Origin of the sequence: Rhodococcus rhodochrous, assembly GCF_900187265.1 — a bacterium.
Classification (GTDB): domain Bacteria; phylum Actinomycetota; class Actinomycetes; order Mycobacteriales; family Mycobacteriaceae; genus Rhodococcus; species Rhodococcus rhodochrous.
Genome location: NZ_LT906450.1, coordinates 4,405,591 through 4,429,107, shown reverse-complemented (window position 1 = coordinate 4,429,107; position 23,517 = coordinate 4,405,591). Strand labels below are relative to the sequence as shown.

Sequence of the window (23,517 nt, the reverse complement as noted above, 5' to 3'; positions counted from 1 at the left end):
CTTTGTTCTTCGTGGCTACTTTCCAGAGGCCGGGACCCTCGATAACACCAGCTGACGGGGTGAAGTTCGGGGTGAAGTCCGTCTGATCGCGTAACAAGAGGGAAACTTGGACCGTTGTCCAAGTCGTGCATTGGATTCTCTGGGTGTTGCTCGGTTGGGCCGTCGTGTCCGTTGCCGCTGCGGTGATTCTCGGTCGGATCATCCGCGCGCGTGACGAACGCGAAGCGCCTGCCGAGCGTTGGTCGACTCTCGACGTGGCTGGCCGTCCCGTCCTGCGGGACGCACAGTCACCGGTCGAAGGGGAGCGCGCATCACCGAAGGGGATTCGACGTCGGAAGCGTGGCACCAAGAGACGCAGGTACACCTTCACGGGGCGTGCGTGTCGAGTGGACAAGCCCTGATCGTTTTCGGTGAACGCTCGTCCGAGTCTCCTGTCGTGGAAGAAGTCGTCGCAGGTGTCGGGGTTTGCGGTCTTGCTGCCCCGGGAAGCCATTTGCAACAAGCTTTCGAGCACTTCGAACGATCACCCATTGACAGGCGGTACTCATGGCTGAACAAGACGTGCACACCAATAAGACCGATCAACTGAAGTTCCAGGATCCGACGACTCGTTACCCGTCCATCTCGCCACCGAAGCAGGACCAGCCCGAGCCGGGCCTCGACGCCGACATGGTGCCCAAAGCAGACATCGGCGAATTCTCCTATCGAGGCACAGGCCGGCTCGAAGGACGCAAGGCATTGATCACCGGTGGTGACTCTGGCATCGGCGCTGCTACTGCCATCGCCTTCTCCCGGGAGGGTGCCGACGTCGCGATCTCGTACCTGCCGGACGAGGAACCCGACGCAAAGAACGTTGCCCGCATCATCAACGAGAGCGGTCGTAAGGCGGTCACGCTTCCCGGTGATCTGACGGATGCCTCGTTCTGCTCCGACGTCGTCAACCAGGCGGTCGAACAACTCGGTGGCCTGGACATCCTGGTCAACAACGCCGGCAAGCAGATTGCGGTCGAAGGGTTGGACGACCTGCCCGACGATCAACTCGAGCAGACCTTCCAGGTGAACATCCTCGCGATGTTCCGCACCACGCGCGCGGCATTGAAGCATCTGCAACCGGGCTCGACGATCATCAACACCACATCGATCGTGGCGTACCAGCCGTCGCCGGCGTTGATCGATTACTCGTCGACGAAGGCCGCGATCAACAACTTCACGAAGAACATGGCGACCCAGCTGGCGGAGAAGGGCATCCGCGTGAACGGGGACTGTCTGAATAACGGTGGATCCGGGTTGGCCTGACACGCCGAGCAGCGAGCTTGGCGGGAAGGATCGACCGTGACGGAAACACTGGAGCCCATGGCGGACGAGGTGAACCAGCTGGAGTTGGCGCAGCAGCTGCTGGCCCAGGCCAAAGAGCAGGGCATCGAGCTGATGGGCCCGAACGGACTGCTCGGGCAGTTGACGAAGAACGTGCTCGAAACCGCACTGGATGCGGAGATGACCGAGCACCTCGGCTACGAGAAGAACGACCCGGCCGGTCGCGGCAGCGGCAACTCCCGCAACGGCACCAGATCGAAGACGGTGCTCACCGAGATCGGCCCGGTCGAGATCGACGTCCCGCGGGACACCGACTCGAGCTTCGAACCGAAGATCGTGCGCAAACGGCAACGGCGGCTGACCGGCATCGACGAGATCGTGCTCTCGCTCAGCGCCAAAGGATTGACCACCGGCGAGATCTCGGCACACTTTCAGGATATCTACGGAGCGTCGGTGTCGAAGGACACCATCTCCCGGATCACCGACAAGGTGCTCGAGGAGATGACCGAGTGGCAGAACCGGCCCCTCGATCGGGTGTATCCGGTGGTGTTCATCGACGCCATCCACGTCAAGATCCGCGACGGTCAGGTCACCAACCGACCGATCTACGTCGCGATCGGGGTGACCGTCAACGGTGAACGCGACATCCTGGGGTTGTGGGCCGGCGACGGCGGGGAAGGCGCGAAGTTCTGGCTGGCGGTGCTCACCGAGATCAAAAACCGCGGAGTGGCCGATGTGTGCATCGTCGTCTGCGACGGGTTGAAAGGCTTGCCGGAGGCGATCAACACCGTGTGGGAACTCGCAGTGGTGCAAACTTGCGTTATCCACTTGATCCGCAACACTTTTCGATTCGCACCACGCCAGCATTGGGACGAGATGTCCCGCGATCTCAAACCGATCTATACCGCTCCGACCGAGGCCGCGGCCAAGGAACGGTTCGTCGAGTTCGCCACCAAGTGGGGACCGAAGTATCCGGCGATCGTCCGGCTCTGGGAGAACGCGTGGAGCGAGTTCGTGCCGTTCCTCGACTACGACGTCGAGATCCGGCGGGTGATCTGCTCGACGAACGCGATCGAGTCGATCAATGCCCGCTACCGGCGTGCGATCCGCGCCCGTGGGCATTTCCCGACCGAGCAGGCCGCGCTGAAGTGTCTCTATCTTGCGACGCGGGCGCTGGACCCCACCGGTCGGGGTAGGGCACGATGGGCGATGAGGTGGAAGCCTGCCCTCAATGCCTTCGCGATCACTTTCGAAGGACGCATCAACTAACCGATGCCAGGCCGGATCCACCGTTTATCGGACACTCCCCGTGAACGCGGTTGCGCCCGGACCGATCTGGACGCCCCTCCAGCCTTCGGATGGCCAACCGAAGGAGGAGCTGCCCGAATTCGGGCAGAACACCCCGCTCGGGCGTGCTGGGCAACCGACCGAGTTGGCGCCCGCCTATGTGTTCCTGGCGTCGCCGGAGTCGAGCTACGTGGTTGGGGCGACGATCCACGTCAATGGCGGAATGCCCTCGCCGTAGAAAATGGTTCGAAACAAATCGTGCGCGTCGGTGAATATCCACCGACGCGCACGATTCGTTCTGTGATTAGACGGCGTTGCTTACAGCGCGTCCAAAACTGCGTCCCCTGGCCGCCGAGATCGGCACCACCGAGGCAACGTCGGCGGAGGTCTCCGTTAGCGCTGCGAGGATCTGCTCGGGACCGGCGCAGGTGCTTGCGCATGTGATCCCGCGAGCCCGGAGCTTCTGCAGGGTCAGTGCCTCGGCAGCGGTGCAGTAGCCGTCGAGAATATCCTCGGTGAGGATCGCGTAATCCACCTCGCCTTCGAAGGCGGTCGTGGTCTCGATACCTGCGAGGCCGAGGCGCTCCTGCAGTTCTGCCCACCTGTCGAGTGCGACGGAGTTGGAGGGGGTGCCGAGGAAAAGTACCCGTGCCGGTCGGTCGGAAATCGATGATGTGGTCACAGGCTGCTCCAGGGTGCGAGTAGGTCAGGTGAAACCGAGTTGCCGCTCCCGGTAGGGAGTTACACCTTCACCTGCGAAATGTGTTGTTTCACACTGTGTACAGGACCTGTTCGCGCTCCGCTACCCAGGCAACTATCAGGAAACATGAATGTGACAGAAGTGGTTACGATTCCGCCCGCACACCTGGGACTTTCGTCCCGAAATTCTGGTCCAAACACGCGAAAGCGACCAATCTCCGCGGCGAGCCTTGGGAGCTGTTCGGGAGGTCGGCCACTACCTGCGGCGAGGCCCGAGCACGACCGCGCCGGGACCGATCCCGAGCGATAGCGCAGCAAGTACCTCGATCACCGACCAGGCTGTGATCGCAGACGTGCGCCCACTCGATGCCGGGTCGATCGAGTTCTCGAACGCCAGCTCGTACCGGCCGAGCGGTGACTCCCACTCGACTCTGTGACGCGTGCTCGTAGCGGCGGGATCGGCAACGACCACCACCTCGACCCGGTCGAGTCCGAGGGTCGCGAGAGCGAGAGCCACCGATGAGTTCGAGGTTCGCGGAAAGGCCAGCGCAGCCTCTCGGGCAGATCCTCGGAAAACGGTGCGTTCCGCGTCCAGACATTCTTCGATGCCGAGCGCGCCGGGCCGTTTGATCGTGGTGTGGGTGAGGCGTGCATCGCGGCTTCCTGCACGTGTCGCTGCGGCCAGAACATCGAAACCGCCGATCGCGCCCGTCGGGAGCAGCACACGTCCTGGTCCGGAGCTGAACGACTCCACATCGAAACCGCGCTCGGCGAAGACGCCGCACGAGCAGACGATGACGTCCTTTCCGCGTTTCACCACTTCGGGGAGCAAAGTCCGAGCGGCGTCGACTGTGGCAGCTTCCACCACAATGTCTGCGGCGTCGAATGCGGCGGCGGCCTCCTCCGGGCTGCTTCGTGAATCCAACACGGCCGTGAGGCTTACGTCCGGCACCGAGTCGGCGCGCAGAGCGTCGATCACCGTCTGTCCGATCGCGCCGGTCCCGACGACGCACACTGCTATCGGACGATGTTCGATTTCTTCGGGTGCCAGTTGCCTCACATCCTCCGCGGCATGCCGCCGCTCGTTTCCACGAAATACGGGCTCATGGTACCGAGAGAAGGAATCGGCGATGTCTGATTCGCGACGTCGTCGTATCACTCGCAGCACCACTCAAGGGATCGGAATGCGTTGCTACGAGGGCAACTACGGCGCCAGCGCACTACCGCCAGCGGCAAGTGTGCTCATGCTGCCAAGAGCATCGCCTCCTGAGGTGAAGTGGGAATCCTGTGCGACGTCACTTGGCGGCATGGGCATCGCACTGCACGCCCGAGTTCGTCGTCGGGTAACCAGCCGTACTCATCGCACCGGCCGCATCGTGGCGGGAGTTTCGGGCGGGGTGGTTGCAGCGACTGCCAGATCGGGATCCATGCTGCTGCGGAGCGAGCTGGGTCCCACGGTCGATGGCATTCGAGCGCGGCGCGGACAAGAGCATCTACGCCATGAGTGTCGATCGATTGCTCGACGAGGGTGCACTTCGCCGGCGTCAGGGTGTCGAACCGTGCAGACAGGCCGGCCCGGCGGCACGCCGTGGCCAGTCGGTCGATGGGAGATGGCTGCTGCGCACGTGTTGCATCGCGGGTGCGAATTGTCGGGCGGGGGAGTGCAGCAGGTTCATTTGTTGGTTCAAGGACGGTTCGGGTGACCGGGGTGTCACCTCGCTCGGTCGTTCCCGTCACCCCGTGGCGCTTCGTCTTGTCATCTCGTTCAGAGCTGCGGGGTGACGACGTGTCACCCCGCTTCATCGACAGGTTGTAGAGGACTGGGCGACGGTCTTCGCGAGGGATTGTCGCTGCAATTCGCTCTTGATCGCCTTTGGAGATGAGGCCGAGAGCGGCGAGCGCTTTCAGGCAACGTTGCACCTGGCGTTCGCTGATGCGGGCGTACCCGGCGAGCTTCCTCACGGATGGATACGCATCCGCACCATGTCGGGACGCATGATTGGCCAGGCCGAGCAGCACTACTGTCAGGGCTGGCGCTGAGGGCATCCCGGGCGGAGTGGGGGACGGAATGTCGGCGCGTTCGAGCGCCCAGGTGATCGCTTCGATGCTCACGACGTCACCCGCGCATAGGTATGCTGACGCATGTTCGACTCCTGATTAGTCGGACATCAGGCCCGTCGCGATGCCAGTCGCGGCGGGCCATCTGTTTTGAGTTGTTCGCACGCGCGTTCGAGCGCGTGGTTGATCATCTTGGCACCGAGTTCGAAAAGCGTCAACGCTTGCAATCTGAATCGTGTGGTCTCGGGCCGCGCTTGGTAGTCCGTGGTGCGCTGTCTCGAAGTCGAGCGAGCCCCGCTGGCAGAGGGGAGGAGCCAGCGGGGCTCAGGTGCCGCCAATTCCCGGGGAGGGGAAGGGGCATGTTGCGGGGAGGCAACACACTTGAGGATTTAACCAGAATGCGGGACCTACGGCACATCGAGGGCGGGACCTAAGTCCCATTGATGTAATTCGGCCGTACTCCGTTCAGATGGCGTCCAAGTCCAGCCGCTGGTGGATCCACCTACGGAGGCCGTCGCCGTATTCCTCGCTGTCGAGAGCGGTATCGATCGCTGCCCGGAGATATCCACCCGGGTTGCCCAAGTCGTGGCGGGTCCCGCGATGCACGACGACGTGGACCGGGTGACCTTCCTCGATCAGCAGCGCGATCGCGTCGGTCAATTGAAGTTCTCCGCCTGCGCCCGGTTTGATCCGACGGAGGGCGTCGAAGATCTCACGATCCAGCAGATAGCGGCCGGCGGCGGCAAGTGTGGACGGAGCATCGGCAAGAGCCGGCTTCTCCACCATGCCGCGGACTCGTAAAACGTCCGGATTCGCGACGTTGGGTACTTCCTCAACCTCGAATACTCCGTACGAGCTCACCTGGCTCTTCGGAACGTCGATGGCGCACAGCACCGTTCCCCCACGCTTGGCTCGGACGCGCGCCATCGTTTCCAGGATGCCGCTCGGTTGCACGAGGTCGTCCGGGAGAAGAACTGCGATCGCGTCCTCGTCCGGCTCCAGAGCAGCTTCCGCGCAGCCGACAGCATGGCCCAGGCCGAGTGGCTTCTCTTGGACTACTGATTCGACAGTGAGCAGATTGGGCGCGCGCCGCACCTTCTCGAGCAGCTTGAGCTTGCCCTTTGCTTCGAGGTGCTTCTCGAGGTCGAAGTCGTCGACGAAATGCGCCACGACTCCGTCCTTTCCGGGGGACGTCACGATGAGAAGTCTTTGAGCTCCCGAGTGGGCAGCTTCGGTCGCGACCAGTTCGATGCCCGGCGTGTCGACCACCGGCAATAGTTCCTTCGGTACTGTCTTCGTGGCCGGCAGGAACCGAGTTCCCATCCCCGCCGCCGGCACCACGGCCGTCCGGAACGCTTTACCCACTCCTACTTCTTCTTTCATGGTTCTACCCTCGCCTCCCCTGTCGAGCGCATGACCGCGCGGTAGTACCCGCGACTGCTCGGTCAAAACGTTGAACAATGGTGAGATAGATCTCACCCTTGAAAATCCGACTATAAATCCCACGTCACGTGGGGGTCGGTAAGCGCAGTCTAGGGGTCGATCTCCAGCTTCGCGAATCGACAAATGCACTGAAAGTGCAAGACGGCTGGGAGGATTGCCTCAGGCTCGCCTTCGGAGCCTCGATTGGCATCATGGTGTGTCGCCCCGTGGTAGGTGGGGATTGAGTCCAATCTGGACGGTCGTTCAAGCTGCCATATCTCGTAAGTAACGTTACAGTCTCAAAGAGCGTTTTCGCAGGGAAGCGATGCGCATATAACTGGAGGAGCTGAGCCCAGCTGGGCAGGCAACAGCAGGTCACGCGACCGGGGAGGGTGCGCGGGCCGGCATCAATGTTGCCTGGTCGTGGGAGCAGTACATGTCTCGGGGAGGAGACGACTATGTGGGTGGTTGCGTTATGACTGCCATCGGGGAGGCAGATCACGACACCCCCGATGCGCGTGTAGCGGATAACGCCAATTCTGTTCGGGGACAGTATCAACCATCGCGCGCGACGAGCCGTCGAAAGTGGCAACAGTCCTACATCAGTCGGTTGATCTGGTCCGATGCGATTGTTGTCATGCTTGCCGTTCTCGTAGCGCACAGCGTCCGCTTCGGTCAGAACGACCTGTTGATGACCGAGCCGGTGTCCGAGGTCAATTACGCGCTGATCTCGGCAGGGCTCGTCGGTCTCTGGTTGGTCACACTCGCACTATTTCGTACTCGATCCCGTCGGGTCATTGGCGCTGGGCATGGCGAGTATCAGCGCGTCGTTTCGAGTACGGCTCGGCTCTTCGGGTTCATTGCAATCATCGCCCTGGTATTCCGCTTGGATCTGGCGCGTGGATACTTGGCTATCGCTCTGCCGGTAGGTCTTGCCGGTCTGTTGCTGTCGCGGTGGTTGTGGCGGAAGGTGATCGCGCGCAAGCGTGCCCGCGGTGAGTTCTGTACCTCGGTGCTGGTCGTCGGTGGGGCGCGGGCAGTGCGGCACATGACGCGCACCTTCGCCCGCAAGGACGGCGAAGGCTACCGCGTCGTCGGTGTGTGCGTGCCCCGCTATTCGGGTGCCGCCGGTGACGTCATCGATGTCGACGGCCGGGAGATCACCATCTACGGCGACGAACACTCCGTCGTCGAAGCACTCAAGTTGTCCGGGGCGGACACAGTGGTGGTCACCGCCACCGAAACCCTGGGCAGCGAGGGCCTGCACGATCTGATCTGGCAGCTCGAACCGCTCGACACCGACCTGGTCGTCGCCACGGGCGTGGTCGATGTCGCGGGTCCGCGCATCGAGATGCGCCCGGTCGCCGGTCTGCCGCTCATCCATGTGGAAAAGCCGAGCTATCACGGGGCGAAGCGGTCAGGGAAGCGGATCTTCGATCTGATCTTCGCCGGCGCGGCGCTGGTGGCGTTGGCGCCGGTGTTCGCGGTCGTCGCCCTGTTGATCAAGTTGGAGGATCGGGGTCCGGTCTTCTACAAGGCCGAGCGCATCGGCATCGACGGCACGCCCTTCGGGATGATCAAGTTCCGGTCGATGGTGACCAATGCCGACACGATGGTCGAGACGTTGTTGGCGCAGAACGAGGGCGCCGGTCCGCTGTTCAAGATGAAGGACGACCCGCGGGTCACGCGCGTGGGTAAGGTGATGCGCCGGTTCAGCATCGACGAGTTGCCGCAGTTCCTCAACGTCATTCGCGGGGAGATGAGTGTGGTGGGTCCGCGTCCGCCGCTGCGGCGTGAGGTCGAGGCCTACGACGGTCGGGTCAAGCGTCGTCTGCTCGTGCGCCCGGGTGTGACCGGTCTGTGGCAGGTCAGTGGTCGCTCGGATCTGTCGTGGGACGAGTCGGTGCGGCTGGATCTGTCGTATGTGGAGAACTGGTCGATGATCTCGGATGTGCTGATCATCGGTAAGACCGTCAACGCAGTCCTCGCCAGCGACGGCGCCTACTGAGATGGCCAGCACCGGTGGTACGGCCCGGACATACCACAGAACGAGTCCACCATATACGTACCCATGTCGTGACGGAATGTTTGCACTTACGACTCGGGCAATACCGACACTTCGATCATTCACGGATCCATATACCTACCAGCTAACAAGGATTGAACGTGACCCTCGCTGACAAAGCTCGCGAAGTTCTATGGCGAGAAGCTGGCGACCATCATTCGGTGCTGTGGCTTTTCGTTGTCAACGACATCCTAGGTTCGTTCATATTCCCAGCACGAGTGCGTACGCAACTGCTCCGGTTGTTCCTCCCGGGAATTCATCGGCGCGCAATAGTTCGGGCACATGTGATTTTCAAGTCTAAGAATGTGCAGATCGGAGCAGGATCGGTTGTCTCCTATCGCGTCATGTTCGATACGCGCGAAGGCATAAAGATCGGCGATAACGTCTCAATCGGTGCCGATGCACGGTTTCTTACGTCCGATCACGACATCTCCGATCCGAAGCGGCGGTCCGGTAAGGGGTGGGGCGCACCAATCAACATCGGAGACGGGTGCCGAATTGCTGTGGGGTCCACTGTCCTACCTGGTGCAAACATCGGCGCCGGAGCCGTGGTTGCTGCAACGTCCCTCGTTCGCGGAGAGCTGGAGGCTCATTCTCTCTATGCAGGAACACCAGCCACCAAGAAGCGAGACCTTCCGCAATCTCCCATCGTTGAGTCCGCATAGACGGGTCTACGTAACTGTCGTCACATGAACTTCATTGTATCGGAATACCACGAGAAGGCCGGAGAGAAAGAATGAACTGCCGTATCGCAGTATTTGGAACCGGGTACCTGGGTGCCACCCACGCTGCATGCATGGCCGAACTTGGCCACGAAGTCATCGGTGTGGACGTGGATCCCGGGAAGCTCGCCAAGCTTGAGGGCGGCGAAGTTCCCTTCTACGAACCAGGCCTCGAAGATGTCTTGAAGCGAAATATCGAGAACGGACGCCTGCGTTTTACCTCGTCTTATGACGAGGCGGCGGAATTCGCCGACATTCACTTTATCGGCGTCGGCACACCTCAAAAGCGGGGCGAATTCGCTGCCGATTTACGATTCGTTGATTCAGTTATTGAGACTTTGGCTCCCAAGCTGTCCAAGCCCGCAGTTATATTCGGGAAGTCCACCGTCCCGGTCGGAACAGCCAAGCGACTCGGCGAACGAGCCAGGCAACTGGCACCGGCAGGAAGCGAAGTAGAGGTCGCGTGGAATCCTGAATTCTTGCGGGAAGGTTTCGCTGTACAGGACACATTGCATCCGGATCGGATGGTTCTTGGGATCGACGGTGAGAATCCTGGACGCGCAGAATCCGTTGCTCGTGAAGTGTACGCGACGTTGTTGGGCGAAGGGATCCCGCTCATTGTCACTGACCTGGCAACTGCGGAGTTGGTAAAGACGGCAGCAAATGCATTCCTGGCTACGAAGATCTCGTTCATCAACGCGATGGCCGAAGTTTGCGATGCCGCCGGAGCCGACGTTTCCGTGCTCGCCGACGCTATTGGTAAAGATGCCCGTATCGGGCGTCGCTTTCTAAATGCGGGTATTGGTTTTGGCGGAGGATGTCTCCCGAAAGATATCCGTGCATTCATGGCACGAGCTGGTGAACTCGGTGCAGACCAAGCTTTGACCTTCTTGAGGGAGGTTGACAATATCAATATGCGCAGTCGAACTCGAATGGTGGACCTTGCGCGTGAATTGGTCGGGGGATCTCTTATCGGATCGCGAGTAGCAGTGCTGGGGGCAGCATTCAAGCCGGATTCGGACGACGTCCGGGACTCTCCTGCTCTTAATATCGCGGGACAAATTCAACTTCAAGGCGCGTCAGTAAGTGTGTACGACCCTAAAGCAATCGAGAACTCACGCGCGTTATTCCCGACTTTGAATTACGCCCCGAGCGCAGCTGACGCTTGTTCAGGTGCCGATATTGTCTTGGTGCTCACAGAATGGCAGGAGTTCCGCGACCTCGATCCGAATTCGCTTCGGAAGTGCGTACGTGTGCCTTCTATTTTGGACGGACGCAACTGCCTTGACGCATCGAGGTGGAGAGCGGCGGGTTGGAACTATCGCGGACTCGGACGTCGGTAGCGGCCGGGTCGGCAATCTCACAATAGTAAGTTACACAATATCGGTAATCGGGCGGTTGTAGAGGTGAGGATATGAGTGGAGCTATCATTCACGAATGGATCGAAGCCACTGGAGGCGCAGAAAAGGTCGTCGACTCGTTTGTTGAAATGATGCCGACCCTGCCTCTGCTGTGTCTGTGGAATGATGCACCCGACCGATTTCCCGCCGCTGATGTAAAAGAAAGCATTTTGGCGCGTACTCCCCTGCGAAAGAGCAAGGCAGCAGCGCTTCCTTTGATGCCGGCAGTGTGGCGCTCCTGGAAGAACGACAACGTCGAATGGGCGCTCATCAGCTCTCACCTGTTCGCCCACCACCTACGTTTCCGTGGGCGTGCCGAGATTGATCGGTTTATTTACGTTCATACGCCGGCTCGGTATTTATGGACTCCGGAGTTGGACGCGCGGGGAGCGTCGCCCCTCGTCAGGATGGCAGCCCCCGCGTTGCGGTCCCTGGACCGAAGGCGAGCGCAAGAGGGCGGGAACTTTGCGGCGAACAGCAACTTTGTGGCACGCCGTATCGAAGATTTTTGGGGCGTGGAAGCGACGACAATATATCCACCTGTCGACGTCGATCGGATTAAAGAATCACGAGAAGTAGATCACGCGTGGACTGAGGCGGAGAAGGACATCCTCCAGTCATTGCCGAGCCAATTCCTGTTCTGCGCCTCCAGGATGGTTCCGTATAAGCGAATGGACGCCGCTATAACGGCGGGAAGCTTGAGTAACACTCCTGTAGTAATTGCGGGCGACGGTCCGGATCGTGCGCGACTGGAACACATAGCGGAGGACGCGAATGTATCGGTCATCTTCGTCGGCCGCGTGAGCGACGAAATGCTTTATCTCCTCTATCAGCGGTGCTCAGCTTTTATCTTTGTCGGAGTTGAGGACTTCGGCATCGTGCCAGTCGAGGCGATGGCCGCCGGCGCTCCCGTTGTAGGAAACCGGATCGGTGGTGTAGCGGAAACCGTAGTGGATGGGGAAACGGGTGCACTCTGCAATCCGGACGATCCGGCAGACTTCCGGGATGCTGTTGAGCGGGCAGTGAACTGCTCCAGCGTGGCAACTAGATCCCGTGCTGAGTTGTTCTCCGCGGAAAATTTCAAGGAGAATATTAAATCTTGGGTGGGAGCGGATCGCATTAACAGCGCCAATCGAGTCGACAGTAGGGCCGCATGAACCCGCAGATCACCGTCCTTTCTACAGCCGACTTTCATAGTTCCGTGTGGACTAACAAGCAGTACATGGCTGTTGGTCTTGCTCGACGCACGAATGTTACATATATCGAGTCCATGGGATTGCGAGCACCAACAATTTCCCGTGCAGATATTGCACGTGTAATTTCTCGTGTCACGAAAGACTCGGGTTCTAAATCGTTGTCCTCTCAGTCAGAATTGCCGGAATCGCTTGAGATTGTTTCTCCTCAAGTCTTGCCATTCCACAAATTTGGTCCGATTCGCTACGCGAACCAGACTCTGATTCGAAAGCGACTTCTTCCGAAGCTCAAGACCGGGGAGAACTCGGTACTTTGGACGTTTTCTCCGTTGACGTACGGACTGGAGAACCATTTCTCAAAGGTCGTCTACCATTCAGTGGATCTATTGCACACCCTTCCAGGGGTGCCCGAAAGTACTTTGCTTACTGCTGAGGAATTCCTTCTCCGCAGGGCAGATCATGTTCTGGCGAGTAGCCAAGGTGTCGCTGAGCACCTGAGGACGGTCCGCACCGACGTGCAGCTTTGGCAGAACGTTGCCGACGTGGAGCGGTTTAAGGTCCACCAGCGGTCGGAACGTGAGCGTAGCGTGGTGTTCGCAGGCAATATTACGCCGACCAAGATTGATTTCTCCTTGCTGCGCTCTGTCGCAGAGTTGGGTGAAAAATTGAAACTTGCCGGCCCTGTCAACATCGATGGCGTGGCGGCGGACCGAGAACTAGATGGACTCTTGAAGATGCCCAATGTGGACTATCTCGGTAATCTTACGCTCGATGAGTTGGCTGAGGTCTTCGGTCAGTCGAGGGTCGGACTAATTCCCTACCACCAGAACGATTACACACGTGGGGTATTTCCATTGAAGGTGTATGAATATATGGGTGCGGGATTGAACGTTGTAAGTACCCCTCTCGCAAGCTTGGTCGCGAACCCGCCAGAAGGCGTGAACATTGGTAGCCACGACCAGTTCGCTGCGCTTGTCGAGCAGGCAATCGACACGTGGGGTCCAGAAACGGCAGACGCGCAGAGCGCGCGCGCAGCAGGACACTCTTGGTCGGGCCGGATCGAACAAGCCTGGGAGCTAATTACTGCACCTGGGGCAAAGCTTGGCTAGGCACGCCGCAGTGAATGGTATCGCGCCCGCCTCATCGCCACTGAGCAAGCTCTGGCGGCGTGCGACCAGCGAGAAGGCTCGGGGTGTCTTCCTCTACGGACTCGGTCCGGCACTCGGAATCCTGAGCGGGCCGATTCTCGCACACGCGATGGGAGCGGAAGGCCGCGGACAGTTTGCCAGTATCATGCAGCCGATTACGATGGCCGCTGCCGTTGCAAGTCTCGGTATCCCAAGTGCAGTTGCGTACTTCATCGCGAGAGGTAGGAATGCCAGAGACTGCTACAGACTAGGACTGTTCCTCGGAATCGTACCGACCGCAATTGTGATAGCAGTGATGGTCTTCTACGGCCGGATCGTAAGTGAAAACCAGAACATACCGTACTTTTTCTTGTTAGCTTGCTGGTCATCAATCATCGTTTCGGCCGTGGTTCAAATTCGACGAGGTTCCTGGCAAGGGGTCGGACAGTGGCGCCTACTCGATATAGAACGTGGAGCAGGCGCAGTACTTCGATTTTTGTTCGTAGTTGTCGTAGCTCTCGTCGGCATTACCTCCGCGACCTATTTCTCGGCCGCTGCTCTGATCTCGTTCGTGATCGCCGCTGCAATCTTGTTCATCCCTTTGCCAAAAGACAATTCCCGCAGTGGGGATTGGTCCAGTATGGGGAAGTACTCGTTGCTGGCTTCGATAGGAACAATTTCTACGATTGCAAGTTCGCGCCTCGATCAACTTCTTATGCCAGCGGCTGCAAGCGCAAGGGAACTCGGCTACTACGCAGTTGCCGTGACCGTAGCCGAGATACCGTTGGTGCTCGCAACTCTCGCCGCGCGAAATTCGTTGCAGAAATCTGCAAAGGGTGCGTCAAACATTGCGATTATGCGAGAATGTCTCTTTTTCTTTGCGGTATGCGTATTGGCTGTGCTCGCAATCCTCGTGACAGCGCCCATCGTGACGCCAATTGTGTTCGGTTCGGATTTCGGTCCTAGTGTACTTCCGATGCAGATCCTCGCTATATCGAGCTTGCTAACCTGGGTCTCTGTGGTCGCATCCTCGGTACTATCGGGTCGAGGCTATCCGGGGATAGGTAGTGTCATATCCATCGCCTCGCTCGGGACGACAGTAGTGGCCTTCGTAGTGTTCTGGAGCGCGGTTTCCAGCATGACCGCCTCTGTAATCGCACTTGGGAGTTCGGCGGTTGGCGCAATTGTAGGAGTACTGCTTCTGGCTAAATTGCCCCGACCTCGCAGGACTGTGGAAATGCAGCACGTCAAGGAGGGGCTCGCATGATTGTCGGGAGCGCTGTTGCTCGTCACTCGGATGGGTGTGCCAACTACTTGATGTATGCGTTTGATGAAAGTTCTTCAAACAATCGGATCGCCCCGACAGCACGCAATGGAGCCGCCACATGAGCGCACAACTCGCCCTTGGAGCGTTGACACTTTTTGTCCTGGTGCGACTGGTCTCATGCTACAGAGCTGGTGTGGTCTCCAATGCCTTAGTTTCCAGCCTTGCCGCTGTCATGTATCTATTCTGTTTATGGGTGCCGGCGGTGCTGCAATCTCAGGGAAAAATTGATAGCAAGATTCTAACCGCTGGGGTCACTTCGCTGCCTAGTGCTGCGGAGGTCGATTCTCTAGCATGGTTGTGGTTCATCGAGCTCATCGTTGTGCTGGCGATGGAGATCTTGGCCGTCTACGTATTTTCCCGTCGACATGCGAAAGAAAGCAAGCATTCCATCGGCGACTGGAAATCGATTTCGATCTTCTTGGTTTGTGTCGGTGCTATCGCTACAGTTGTCTTTCCCGCCGAGCTCGAGAACCGTGCCGCAGAGGGTCAGGGATTATTGGTTCTTCTTCGGACATGCTTGGTATGCGGTCTCGCAATCATCGCGTTTTACGGCGGATTTAATAGTCGTAAGATGTGGATCTTACTTGGTCTTGGGACAGCGTTCCTCGTCGTTGAGAATGTACGCAGCCCGTTATTCGTAATTCTCATCGCACTGGCGTCGGGTTTGGTTGTTCGAAATCGCATATACAGTAGAAAGGTACTCGCTAGCGTTCTGATCGTAGGGGTCCTTGCTATTGGGTCGGCCGCATTTATGTCGCAGATGCGCGCAAATGTTGTGAGAGGCCATGGCCTGACGGCGTCGGAGATTTTCGCAGATATGGCCGACGACCCGGTACGCGCAGTGTATGCGGCGGGTGTCGACACGCTGGACGGCTATAGGTTCGTCGACAAAATCGCCCATCGTGAACCCGCGCGACCTTTTGATTTGCTTTCCCCGGTTACTACGTTCATCCCCAGGGCTATTTGGGAAGACAAGCCGGCGTCGATATCCGTCGAAGTAAGCTCGAAGTATCTAGGTTACCGCTCGAGTGGGCAGTTCCTATCAATGATGGGATACCTGCGTCTCGCTACAGGTGGTTACGTGTCGGCATTGCTATTGTTCGCAGTGTTCTTTTTCGTCACATCGGCCTTGGTTCAGACGTTCCGTCGTCAACTCTGGTTGGCTATTGTCATGGTGGTTGTTTTTCGAATGTTGCTCGGCGGATCGGCGTTCGATATCTACTACGGCTTGGTTCTGACTGTCATTATCGGTGGGGCTGCAATTTTGCTGGACGTATTTCGGTCGCTTACGCGGCGAGAGCCTAATAGACTCGGACCGGTCGCTGCAACGAACAATAAGAGCATTTCGCGTCTTTAGGCTAGGTATATCATTTTCTCTCCGTTGGAAACGGATGTTTACATTGATGGGAACGAGTTTATGTTGAAGGTCGCGGTCGTGGCTAGTTCGGAGACCCCCGGAGGGGCCGAGCAGTATTTATACAGGCTCTACGCCGAATTGAAGTCCAGTTGGAGCGTCGAAGCACGGTTGATCGGTTCCCTTCCAGATTGGACGCCCGATCTAGGTGAGTGTGTTGAAGCGGGCGTGACACCAAAACTGACCCGACGGTCGCCTTTGGTCAAGCAGGGGATCGATGCGGCTCTTTCCGTGAGGGAGACGCTTCGAGCGATCGATGAGTTTGGTCCCGATCTCGTTCATGTCCAGTATTTCAAGGAAAAGCTGACCCTTCCCCGTGCGCTATCTAGACGAGGGATTCCGGTGATGTGGACGGAACACGGTCCTATTCCTGACAACCTTCCTGTTGTGGGACGAAAGATTTACGCATGGCAAGCGCAGAAATGCTCGGTTGTGGCTATCAGTCAGGGTGTTGAGGCGTCGCTGCGGGAGTCGGGTATATCTTCTGTGCTGATAAATAATCCGTTTGTTGGAGGAGCGGATTTCAACCGGGCCGAAGACGCCGGGAGTGGCTATGTTCTCTTTGCGGGTCGTCTGCACGAGTATAAGCGTGTCGATTTGCTGCTCGCTGCGGCAGCCAGACTTAAGCACATCGAATTCGTAATCGCTGGAGACGGGCCGGATCGAACTCGCTTGGAAGGTCTCGCTCCGGCGAATGTGAGATTCTTGGGCAATGTAGCTGCCATGTCCTCTGTCTACGCAGGTGCGGGACTCGTTGTCATTCCGTCAGGAAGAAAAGCACGTGAGGGCTCCCCTATGGTGATGCTCGAGGCCCGATCTGGCGGTGTTGATGTGTTGATGGCTCGCGACTGTCATGCGGCGGACGAGGCTGCGTCGCTGGGTTGCTACCTTTTTGATCCCGACGCGGATGCGCTCGCCGAGGGGATTGCGCAGGCACTGTCGAGTGCTCCCAGGGAGCTGCCGTCGGACGCGCTTAGTGCCAGGTCGTTGTCTGCGTGGGCTGAGCAACATCGAAAGGTTATGGAGTCGGCAGTGGGCGTCATTGGGTCCTGACTCCAGCCGAGGATAGGTTGGCCGCACGGACGCCGCGCCCATTCACTGGCTGGACGGTCTCGCGCACCCAATCCAGAAATGGTTGCGGTTACTCCAGTCATAGGCGGCCCATGGCTGGCTTGGTGCGTGTTGGGTTTCGTGCTGTACGAGGAACCCCGGCGTGAGACTCCATCAAGGAAATCTCGGTCCGGGGTAACCTGCGCGTCCCGCGCCCATATCGACAAGGATATTTCGAGGTCGTGCCAGATCTAGATCCTGTCCTCGATCCGAGTCGGAGCGATATTCCTCGACCGTCCGGCGTACGCGGATCTCCTGCGATTCAATTATCGGTACCTGCGGCTCCCATGGGTCCTAAGCACAATACAGTTCAGTTAGGCGTGAGGATGCTGCATTCCGCGGGGTGGGTGGGTTGCGGATGATGTTGGTGGTGTGACCGTTTCGCCGGCCACTTGAGGATCTTGCGTTTGACCACGCGAGGGTTGGACCGTGGCCGGCGCGGCGGGTTGACGCGGCGGAGGAGTGCGTCGAGGGCGCGCCGCCACAATCGCGTGACGGCGTTACGGTCGTGAGGGGGGAAAAGCGGCTCTTCCGAGTTAGCAGGGGCGTAACTGCCTGGCACTGGATGATGCCCGCCGTGATTGGCGGGTGCAGGCCCACCGTACCCGCCGGCGCTGGTTCTCCGGAGTCCTGAACCCGAACGCGATCCGGCCGACGTGTTTGACGATCCTGTTGTAGCCCTCGCTACGCGCGTTGGACAGGCCGGTGGTGATAGCGAGGATCATCGGTTCCTGCCACGCCGAGATCGTCGCCGCCAACTTCCCGATCTCCGGAACCCGGCACGCCGCGCAGAACGTGTAGAACCGGTGCAGCGCAGCTCGGATTTCGTATCGGAGACCACCACGGTCGGTGCAGGACAATACATCTCGCAGCAGCTCTTTCGCGATCCATGCCGCGGCGATGTCGCCGTGGGGGTCGGCGGAGGTCAGCTTCTCGAACAACGTCGCTCGCTGCTCGTCGGTGAGCCGCTCCGCGGCCCGCAACAGCCGGCGCCGATTGATCCACTCGACGTCGCTCTTGCGGCCCCGTCGTCCTCGCTCGGCTTGGGTGACGCGGCGACGGACCGTGTCGACCATCTCGTTGGCCTTTTTGACCAGGTGGAATCGGTCCACGACCAGCAGCGCCTGCGGCAGTGCTTCGCGGACCGCCTTCGCGTACACCGAGGACATATCGATCGCAACGTGGGTGATCTGCGCCTTCCAGTCGGGGTCGCGCTCGGCGAACCAGTCGGTCACCACCGCGGAGGTGCGCCCATTGACCTGCGCCAACAGGCCCTGAACGCCCGTGAGGTCGACCAGGCCGGTGTCCCACCGGTCCACCCACGACCGTCGTCCGGTGTCGGTGCAGGTCTCCCATTTCGCCTTCCCGCGCCGGGTTTCGTCGATACCCAGGACGCGCACCGGCTCGGGTTCGGGGTCGAGCACCTCGTCTGCGGTCGCCACCACGGCCTTGTGGCAGGTGTTCCACGTGCAGCCGTACGCCGCGGCGACCGCCTTCACCGAGCGGTCGTCGTCGAGGACCGCCAATGCCATCTCCGTCCTCGCCCGCGTCGTCATCCGGGCCCGAGGCGGGATCTGCGGTACCGACTCCGTGAATGACCTGCGGTCACAGGAATTATTACTGCACAACCATTTCCGTTTCGTCCATTCGACCGAGGGGCGGTCTCGGCCGATCTTGATGTCGCGCGGGCGGGTGGTTACCCAGCCCTTCGAGTGGGTCGAGGTCGTCGTGCACACCGGGCACACACCCACCCACTGTGGGGCGGTGACCACCCGGACCGTGCGGGTGCCGTCGGGGTGGATCTGCACGGCCTCGACGATGACGCCGTCGAGGCCGAACAGCACTGAACTACTCTGGGACATGCTCGCGCCTTTGTTGTTGCTGGATGCGTAGAGAACACCCAGTTCACAAGGGCGCGAGCCCTCGATCAATCACCGACACGATTCCGATCGGTCACACCAGACCCCCGCCAAGTCGGAAGAGCCGGAAAAGCGCTGTGCGACAGCGATCGGCGGGTGACCCGCAAGGCAGCGACGAAGGACATCCGGTCCGGGTCGTGGCCCCCGGCGCGGGCGGCATCGACCATCAGGGTGCGGATCGCGTAGTGGCAACACAGATGCCCCCAGATCTCTTGCAGTACCAACTCGGGAGACTGCGAACGCAGCACCGCCCGCGGGCCCCGCTGATGGGTTTTCAGTTCGTCGAAGGTGTTCTCGACCTCCCACCGCTGCGCATAGGCGAAGGCGAGATCGGTCGCGGTGGCCTGCTCCGGATCGAGGATCGTCGTGAGCAGCCGGTACTGCTCGGGGTTCTCGCGGCCGTCGTCGAGCGCGTATTCGATCACCCGTACCGTCAGTGGCTGCTTCGCGCTCCGGCCCGGCCCCGACGCGGTGATCTCGGCGAGCCACGACCCGTCCGCCAGGGTCTGCACATGCGTGGGCCGCAGATTCGTCTTGACCCGCCGCAGCAGGTCCGCGCCCGTCGCGGCGGCCCGGGCCCACAGGTCGAACCCGTAGAAGTACCGGTCGGCGAGCAGCACCACGCCCGGTTGCAGCCGGTCGATCACCTCGCGGGCCATCGCGACCTCCGAGGTGGTGCAGGGCCCGACCTCTGCGTCGAACATCGCGTGGGTGCCGCATTCGGCGACCGCCACGACACGGGCCTGCGGATAGGCGGACTTCTCGCCCCGGCCCGAACCCGGCCGACCGAAGTACTCCGCGTTGACCGGCGTGTCGGGCAGATCCAGGCAGGTACCGTCGATCGCCACGAGCCGACGCCCTGCCAGCCAGGACCCGGGGGTCTCGCGGTCCGCGAGCGGGCGAGCAACCCGGGTGAACAGATCCCGCACCGGCTCGTGACCGAGCCGTGAACGAGCTTGGAAAATCCCTGATTTCGACGGCGGAGTCCATGACTGCGACCACCCGGAAGTCCACGACAATCCATCGGTCAGTGCCGCGAACACATCCTCGTAGGACTCCTGCGCATACAGGGCCATCCCGATCGAGAAGTACGCCATCACCCGTGCCGGCAATGCCCGACTCCGCTGCTCGGTACGCCCCGCCGCCGCGATCACCTCGTCGACCACCTCGGCAGGAAACACCCTGGTCAACAACCCTACCGACACCAGATCCGACAACCGATGATCCGACTCCGGCTTCACCCATCCACTACGCGGCACGCCGACATCATACCGCAGACCCCTTTAACTGAACGGTGTTGGTCCTAAGCAGATTCGGTCCGAAAGTCCTGAGCGAGTTGGTAACTCGGTCGACAGTCCTCATTCGGCGCAGCAACGCGTTAGCGCGTTTTGTCGTCTGACCTTTCGGATGGAATGGGCACAGTAGAAGGGCCAGCGACAGAGCCGGGAGAGACCTACCTTGCGGTCTCACAACGGAACTTGACCGACCCTTCTGGCCACGCTCGATTTCGCTTCGCAGCGGAACCGGCACTTGCGACTGCATAGGTCTATAACCCATGCACCGGCTCAGCCTCCGCAGGTAGGCGTCCGTTACGGAGCCTTCGAGCCATTAGAGCACGTCTCATTTGGTGAGTTTCTTGAAGCAGGTCAGCGCAGCGGCGAGTTGGAGAAAGGAAGCAAAGTTCTCACCGTGACGTTCGTAGCGCATCGTCAGCCGGCGATAGCCGCTCAGCCAAGCCAGGGTGCGTTCGATCTTCCACCGGTAACGGCCGAGGCGTTCGCTGCTGTCGACGCCGCGGCGGGCGATCCGCGGAACGATGCCCCGGGCCCGCAGCCACCGGCGGTGCACGGGATAGTCGTAACCCTTGTCCGCCCGCAACCGGCCGGGTCGGCGGCGCCGCGGACCGCGAGGTGAGCGCACCGCCGGAATCGCAGCGACCATGGGTTGCAGCATGACACTGTCGTGGGTGTTCGCCGAGGTCACCGCCGTGACGAGGGGAATGCCGTCGGCATCGGAGAGGATGTGGATCTTCGAGCCGTTCTTGCCTCGATCGACCGGGCTGGGACCGGTCAGAGAGCCCCCCTTTTCGCCCGCACGTGCGCTGCGTCCAGGATCGCGGCGGACCAGTCCAGGTCCCCACCGGCACCGAGCCGATCGAGGACCCGGCGGTGCAGCTCGTCGAACACCCCGGCCCGAACCCAGGTGGTGAAGCGGCGGTGTGCGGTCGGAACGCTGACCCCGAACGACGATGGCAGGTGCCGCCAGGCACAGCCGCTGGTGAGCACGTAGACGATCGCGGTGAACACCGCCCGATCATCGATCGCCGCCCGGCCGCCGCCTTGGGGCCGCGCCCGGAATCCGGGCAGCAACGGTTCGACGATCTCCCACAACGCATCCGGTACCAGCCGGGAAGACAACGCATCGACCACGGCAGTGCATTATGCCGCACAAACGATCTAGGCCATAAGAGACATGCTCTTAGTGGCACTCGGGCACGGCGACAATGACGTCAGGCGTATCCACCAGTGGCTGGATGGGAACAAGGGCACTCCCGCGAGCGATGGGTTCGTCCAGCTCAAATTTGACTTCTACTGTTTGCCCTCGCGGAATGGGGACCTGCACGTTGAACATGGGGTGACCTCGTTCAGTTCCCTTGTATGTGAATACAGGCTTCCCATCGACGGTGACCTTTCTCAGGTCAGACCCGTTCGTCGAAAGCAATGCGAGATCCGTGAGATTGGTGCCGAACGGTGCTCCGATGGGGTTGTCGAACATACCTGCTACGTAAGTCGTGTAATCGCCCTCGGGTAAGGCGTTTGTGAGACGTACCGTAACTTGAGATGCGCGACGGTCGCCATTGCATTCCTCGGCGCGGTATTCGATTTGACGCTGTAGGTAGTAATCGAGCTTATTGCCACCAAGGTTATTGATGACTACGCCTGCGTACGGAGCGTCGGTTTCTGGAACCGCGTGGGCCAACGGCGTGGTTTCTAGGACGGTCTGTTCGTCCTGGTTGGCACTCCACACAGCGATGCGACGCTCGCTGGCGGCTCGCCCAAGTCCCTCCAGAAGTGCGCGAGGGTTCGAGATGCTTCCAGTCATGCGGTCGACCACCCGCGCAGCAATTGTTTCGAGGTAGCGCTTCCGCGCATCGTTGTCGTCTGCAAAGCGTTTGTAGGCTGTGGCTTCCGTAAGCTCAACAACGTTGTCAGCAGTAATCTTCTCCCCGTCCGGCATGGTGATAGGGCCGACAGCTTCAAGGATGTAACTCAGCGCTACGGGGTCTGTGGCGATCGCGCCATCGACTTCCTCGCCAGTTTCCTGTCGCCACATCGATTGCCAGATCTGGGCCGCGTAAGGGAAGTGCGAGCTGACGTTGCTATTTACCGCTCGGGTCGTTGGTGAGCTCGCGCCGTAGGCCTGGTTGAAATCGCGACCCAGGTCAATCGGTTCATATGGCAGTTGGAAGTCGCGCCGGGACAGGTCGTCCACTGCTACCGCTCCATCGGCGGCCCGCACGACACCGAAGCCGCCGAGCAAGCCGCCAGTGCCGCGTGCTTCGGCGTTGGTTTGAAAACCGATGAAATAACTGCGTGGACCGTCCGCGCCGAGCATTGCCGGCGCGATCTGCGCCGCGAGCGAGGTGTTGTTCAGTAGTCCGGACAACTCGGACACCTGCTCCTGCAGGTCGACCCGCGCGTCGTCGATCAGCCCGAGCCATGTGCTGTCGACGTTCTGGGCCTGCTCGTCGAGGTCGGTGATCGCCGCAGAGGTCGTCTCGAGGACGGGCGCAGCATCGCGGAGGGCCGCAAGATTGATTCGTGCGCCATCCAAGATCAGCTGATCCGGGGACACGGCGCTGCCTGCGTCGACCGCGGGGAGGAGAACCTGCTCTGTGAGACCACTCACAATGGTGGTCATCTGGCGAGTGGAATCGAACGGGCTCCCCAAGAATGGAACGGCGCCGGCAATACGCCACGGCACCGAGTCGACCGAACTCTGGGCGTCCTGGGCGTAGCGGTCCGCGTCGCCCGCTGCGATGCGTGCCTTGTCGTTATCGCCCGCGAGCAGTGCGTCTTTCGCCTGCGTCGCGAAGCCCTGCGCCTTCTCCAGGTTCGACTTCGCCTGCAGGCCTTCGTAACCCAGCCAGCCGATGAATCCGATGACAACGAGTGCGCCTACGCCGCAGCCGATCTGCACGCGCCGGCGCTTCCTGCGCTGAGCTCCGATCTCCTCGTCGGACAGGCGCCTGCGCACCCTGCGTCGGCCCGGTTCAGGCGAAACTGACTCACCGGTAACATCGTTCACGCCGCTTGTGCCCCCTTCGTGGTTTCCGCTCGAGACGATAACCCGATTTCGATCTGGCCGACCGTTCAAGTGGTGGGTAACAGTGACTGTAAGTAAACTTCTGCACGGTGATCGTGACAGTGGAGTTGGGAGGCTCCGTCCACGATCGCATG

At 60.4% G+C, this 23,517-nt stretch carries 16 protein-coding genes and 3 pseudogenes; 11 read left to right on the top strand and 8 right to left on the bottom strand.

Features of this window, described 5'->3' with window-relative positions; genetic code table 11:
- Window positions 1-546 precede the first annotated feature (546 nt).
- The 3 genes and pseudogenes from CKW34_RS20210 to CKW34_RS20200 form a co-directional block, all read left to right on the top strand.
- Window positions 547-1,257 (top strand): annotated as a pseudogene (locus CKW34_RS20210) (SDR family NAD(P)-dependent oxidoreductase); the annotation flags it as partial.
- Between the two features lie 96 nt (window positions 1,258-1,353).
- Window positions 1,354-2,583, top strand: a complete 1,230-nt coding sequence (locus CKW34_RS20205; RefSeq protein ID WP_080968475.1) for an IS256 family transposase — start codon at window positions 1,354-1,356, stop codon at window positions 2,581-2,583.
- Window positions 2,584-2,620: 37 nt separating this feature from the next.
- Window positions 2,621-2,839: pseudogene (locus tag CKW34_RS20200) on the top strand (SDR family oxidoreductase); the annotation flags it as partial.
- Between the two features lie 66 nt (window positions 2,840-2,905).
- Here the strand turns inward: CKW34_RS20200 and CKW34_RS20195 are convergent.
- The 4 genes from CKW34_RS20195 to CKW34_RS20180 form a co-directional block, all read right to left on the bottom strand.
- Window positions 2,906-3,283 carry a hypothetical protein gene (locus CKW34_RS20195; protein ID WP_231921757.1) on the bottom strand — a complete coding sequence of 126 codons (378 nt, stop codon included), beginning with the start codon at window positions 3,281-3,283 and terminating at the stop codon, window positions 2,906-2,908.
- A 273-nt stretch (window positions 3,284-3,556) separates the two neighbouring features.
- Window positions 3,557-4,279 carry an aspartate dehydrogenase domain-containing protein gene (locus CKW34_RS20190; protein WP_231921948.1) on the bottom strand — a complete coding sequence of 241 codons (723 nt, stop codon included), beginning with the start codon at window positions 4,277-4,279 and terminating at the stop codon, window positions 3,557-3,559.
- 263 nt (window positions 4,280-4,542) lie between these two features.
- A complete protein-coding gene (locus tag CKW34_RS24370) occupies window positions 4,543-5,412 on the bottom strand; it encodes a helix-turn-helix domain-containing protein (RefSeq protein ID WP_155418996.1) in 870 nt (289 codons plus the stop codon).
- A 411-nt stretch (window positions 5,413-5,823) separates the two neighbouring features.
- Window positions 5,824-6,741, bottom strand: coding sequence for a UTP--glucose-1-phosphate uridylyltransferase (locus CKW34_RS20180; RefSeq protein ID WP_059384823.1), 918 nt, complete (start codon window positions 6,739-6,741; stop codon window positions 5,824-5,826).
- Between the two features lie 514 nt (window positions 6,742-7,255).
- On the opposite strand from CKW34_RS20180, the gene CKW34_RS20175 reads away from it, so the two are divergent.
- The 8 genes from CKW34_RS20175 (at window position 7,256) to CKW34_RS20145 (ending at window position 17,081) form a co-directional block, all read left to right on the top strand.
- On the top strand, window positions 7,256-8,788 hold the full coding sequence (locus tag CKW34_RS20175; RefSeq protein ID WP_231921756.1) for a sugar transferase: 1,533 nt from the start codon (window positions 7,256-7,258) through the stop codon (window positions 8,786-8,788).
- Window positions 8,789-8,946: 158 nt separating this feature from the next.
- Complete coding sequence (locus CKW34_RS24365; RefSeq protein WP_155418992.1) at window positions 8,947-9,510, top strand: acyltransferase; 564 nt, start codon at window positions 8,947-8,949, stop codon at window positions 9,508-9,510.
- 71 nt (window positions 9,511-9,581) lie between these two features.
- Entirely contained in the window at window positions 9,582-10,910 is a 1,329-nt protein-coding gene (locus CKW34_RS20170; RefSeq protein WP_080968461.1) for a UDP-glucose dehydrogenase family protein, read from the top strand.
- Between the two features lie 71 nt (window positions 10,911-10,981).
- A complete protein-coding gene (locus CKW34_RS20165) occupies window positions 10,982-12,124 on the top strand; it encodes a glycosyltransferase (protein ID WP_080968462.1) in 1,143 nt (380 codons plus the stop codon).
- A complete protein-coding gene (locus tag CKW34_RS20160) occupies window positions 12,121-13,269 on the top strand; it encodes a glycosyltransferase (protein WP_080968463.1) in 1,149 nt (382 codons plus the stop codon). The genes CKW34_RS20165 and CKW34_RS20160 overlap by 4 nt, the downstream gene beginning before the upstream one ends.
- 199 nt (window positions 13,270-13,468) lie before the next feature.
- The gene (locus tag CKW34_RS20155) at window positions 13,469-14,554 is read left to right on the top strand and encodes an MATE family efflux transporter (protein ID WP_323754818.1); all 1,086 of its coding nucleotides are present in this window, start codon (window positions 13,469-13,471) and stop codon (window positions 14,552-14,554) included.
- A gap of 118 nt (window positions 14,555-14,672) precedes the next feature.
- On the top strand, window positions 14,673-15,971 hold the full coding sequence (locus tag CKW34_RS20150; RefSeq protein WP_155418994.1) for a hypothetical protein: 1,299 nt from the start codon (window positions 14,673-14,675) through the stop codon (window positions 15,969-15,971).
- Between the two features lie 78 nt (window positions 15,972-16,049).
- Window positions 16,050-17,081 (top strand): glycosyltransferase family 4 protein, encoded by a 1,032-nt coding sequence (locus CKW34_RS20145; protein WP_162232237.1) that lies wholly within the window; start codon window positions 16,050-16,052, stop codon window positions 17,079-17,081.
- A 593-nt stretch (window positions 17,082-17,674) separates the two neighbouring features.
- Here the strand turns inward: CKW34_RS20145 and CKW34_RS20140 are convergent.
- From CKW34_RS20140 to CKW34_RS20125, 4 genes and pseudogenes are all read right to left on the bottom strand, one after another.
- Window positions 17,675-19,047: pseudogene (locus tag CKW34_RS20140) on the bottom strand (ISL3 family transposase).
- Between the two features lie 18 nt (window positions 19,048-19,065).
- Window positions 19,066-20,316 (bottom strand): IS4 family transposase, encoded by a 1,251-nt coding sequence (locus CKW34_RS20135; protein WP_059384682.1) that lies wholly within the window; start codon window positions 20,314-20,316, stop codon window positions 19,066-19,068.
- Between the two features lie 361 nt (window positions 20,317-20,677).
- Window positions 20,678-21,486, bottom strand: a protein-coding gene (locus CKW34_RS20130; RefSeq protein WP_414896217.1) for an IS5 family transposase whose coding sequence is annotated in 2 segments (ribosomal slippage) — window positions 20,678-21,136 and window positions 21,139-21,486 — 807 coding nt in all. Because the reading frame shifts where the segments join, the coding sequence is not laid out codon by codon here.
- Between the two features lie 49 nt (window positions 21,487-21,535).
- Entirely contained in the window at window positions 21,536-23,365 is a 1,830-nt protein-coding gene (locus tag CKW34_RS20125) for a DUF4012 domain-containing protein (RefSeq protein ID WP_231921755.1), read from the bottom strand.
- Window positions 23,366-23,517: the final 152 nt, after the last annotated feature.

Bases quoted from the DNA above. Each gene is read 5' to 3' on its own strand.
- CKW34_RS20155 (WP_323754818.1), top strand. From the start codon at position 13,469: ATGGCCGCTGCCGTTGCAAGTCTCGGTATCCCAAGTGCAGTTGCGTAC.
- CKW34_RS20180 (WP_059384823.1), bottom strand. From the start codon at position 6,741: ATGAAAGAAGAAGTAGGAGTGGGTAAAGCGTTCCGGACGGCCGTGGTG.
- CKW34_RS20150 (WP_155418994.1), top strand. From the start codon at position 14,673: ATGAGCGCACAACTCGCCCTTGGAGCGTTGACACTTTTTGTCCTGGTG.
- CKW34_RS20160 (WP_080968463.1), top strand. From the start codon at position 12,121: ATGAACCCGCAGATCACCGTCCTTTCTACAGCCGACTTTCATAGTTCC.
- CKW34_RS20205 (WP_080968475.1), top strand. From the start codon at position 1,354: ATGGCGGACGAGGTGAACCAGCTGGAGTTGGCGCAGCAGCTGCTGGCC.
- CKW34_RS20170 (WP_080968461.1), top strand. From the start codon at position 9,582: ATGAACTGCCGTATCGCAGTATTTGGAACCGGGTACCTGGGTGCCACC.
- CKW34_RS20165 (WP_080968462.1), top strand. From the start codon at position 10,982: ATGAGTGGAGCTATCATTCACGAATGGATCGAAGCCACTGGAGGCGCA.
- CKW34_RS20175 (WP_231921756.1), top strand. From the start codon at position 7,256: ATGACTGCCATCGGGGAGGCAGATCACGACACCCCCGATGCGCGTGTA.